Origin of the sequence: Paenibacillus sp. TAF43_2 (assembly GCF_052113545.1) — a bacterium.
Classification (GTDB): domain Bacteria; phylum Bacillota; class Bacilli; order Paenibacillales; family Paenibacillaceae; genus Pristimantibacillus.
Genome location: NZ_JBFRDK010000339.1, coordinates 1 through 2,378 on the forward strand (window position 1 = coordinate 1; position 2,378 = coordinate 2,378).

A 2,378-nucleotide genomic window follows, 5' to 3' on the forward strand; every position below is an offset into this window, starting at 1 on the left:
ACATTAGGCAGCCCTCTTCGAGGGAATAGTTCCTTCATCGCGACTTCACCTGCCCTCACTTATTAATTTCGGAGCAAAGCATTTTACAGCAAACACTTCATAGTAAGGAGAACCGTAGGTTGCGCAGAAATGAAATCGGATTCGGGTTACGCGTTTCGCATCCACCTTATGTTTATTCAGCGTGAGATAATTACCGCGGATGATGATTTCACTCTCTGTTCCGTCTTCGAAGGTCAAGGTCACATCATAATCTTGGATAAGGAGCTCGATCGGATCGTCGAAATGCTCCAAATCCAGCCGTGAATTGAACACCAAATGGATTTCCTCCACATTTTTGGGGCTTGCAAAGCAGAATTCCAACCATTCCTGTCCTTCCGTACGTTCAGATATCCAACCGTTCGGCAGACCATAAGGTCTGGAGAAGCCATTGACGACATTCTCTGGGCTATACATATTTTGGGATGGCACCAGGTTTTTGAAGCATATGTTCTTATTAAGCTTCTTCAGCTTAGACGGAACGTCCGGCCTATAATGGAAGCTGACCGCTCCTGTCAACTTCTCTTCATTTCCGTATACAGCAAGGCTCGCCGCACCTTCCAGTACAATGTAGATTTTGTCGTCAGCCGGCTTCTTGCAGCTGAGGTCCAGCGTTATCCAGTCGTCATAACCGCCTGCAACAACCAAGGGATAGTCTTTCAGCTCGCTGGTGGGAATATAGTTTTCCTTCCGATCTCCGCCAAACAGCTTGACTTGCAAAGTCTCCGGATGCTCGGACCTATTTTTAATTTTGATCCGTACGCTTTCAGCTACGGATGTCTGAATCGGCAAGACCAAACATAACGCGTTCTCCAAGGAAATCTCTTCGGTTGAATGAAGATTATCATAGCTACGCTGAGACGAGGCATGAATCGTTAATCCGTCAGCGAAATAAGGATCCAACTCCTCTTGAAGCCCTACAATCGTTTGACCGTCTCGAAGCAGCTGCGCTTGAAGCTCACCCATATGGGCTGTGACTATTTCCGCGGGGTCTRCCTCGTATTTTAAGCATAACGCAGCAGCCGTTCCTACCGCCTGCCCCATACAACCGCAGGTTGCCATAACCCTTGTAGACCCGAAAGCGACATGGGTAGCGCTTATATTGCGGCCAGCGAACATGAGATTAGGAATATTGCGTGAAAATAAGCTGCGGAAAGGAATATTATACAATCCCGGCACGAAATTCCACGCTGTAGCCGGCCCCTCATCGTAGATGCCTTTATTCGCATGCAGATCCATATACCAGCCTCCAACGGATACTGCATCCTCGAAATGAGGTTTTGCTGTAAGATCGTTCTGAGACAGCATGTGCTCTCCTATGAACCGCCTCGACTCCCGCTTTCCCGGAATCGGGCATACATAATCCAAGATGAGATTGTCCACATCATCAAACTCGCCGCTATTTTTGATATAATCCCAAATCCCGTATACCAATTTCCGCAGTTCCAATGCGATGTCTTCGTTATTTTTGATAATATCCATATGCCCGCCGTATTCGAGCCACCACAATCCGCCAAGCCCGTTGATTTTCCTTGGAAAAGAGCGATGGTTTAAGCCTTTTCTGATACTATCGAAAAATGGCAACTTCGTAATATCATACGCAAAGCCAGGTCTTTTGTAAGGAACGGAATAGTCAACGTTACGGTCTTGAAACAGAATCGTATCTCCCATGGTGTAATGGTCCGCCACTTCGGGAGCCAAATCCTCGTTGTATTCATGCTTCGCCTCTCTTCCCCATCGGAAGTGAGCACCTGCTTGATAACCAACAATTCCATCGCCGGAGCAATCGATGTAGGTTCGGCTTTCAAAACGAAATTTTCTTTCAGAGGCGAGTTGAAGGCCTTCCACCCATTGAATTCTGCCGTTCTCCATCCCCGTTTCATGCACGCATGTATTCAGGAATAGAGAAATTTTAGGCTCAGCATAAACCATGTCGAGCAAGACCGTATCCGAAAGCGAAAGCATAAGCTTCTTGTTGTATAACGGATTATAATGAAAGATCTTCAGCTTGAGTTCTTCTACCAACCCGCCTTCACGAGCATAATAGGATGGACTGTTTCCGAGATATGCCGACCCGTTGATATGAACCCGGACCTCGCTGCTCGCATTTCCCCCAAGAACCGGCCGATCATTAATTAGTGAAACCTGCAGCCCTTGGCGTGCGGCAGCAATAGCAGCACAAATTCCAGCAATACCTCCGCCTACGACGGTTACATCTGCTTTTATAAGCTCCATTTTGATAACCTCCATGATTAGATCCTTCTATCATGGTAATTGTTTTGGTCCCTTTTTTTTTACATGATTTCGCGAAAAAATCATACATTTTTTGCAACCTTATTTGG

At 46.5% G+C, this 2,378-nt stretch carries 1 protein-coding gene; it reads right to left on the reverse strand.

Features of this window, described 5'->3' with window-relative positions; all coding sequences use genetic code 11:
• Nucleotides 1-45: 45 nt before the first annotated feature.
• Nucleotides 46-2,271, reverse strand: a complete 2,226-nt coding sequence (locus AB4Z17_RS33095; protein WP_441964662.1) for an FAD-dependent oxidoreductase — start codon at nucleotides 2,269-2,271, stop codon at nucleotides 46-48.
• Nucleotides 2,272-2,378: the final 107 nt, after the last annotated feature.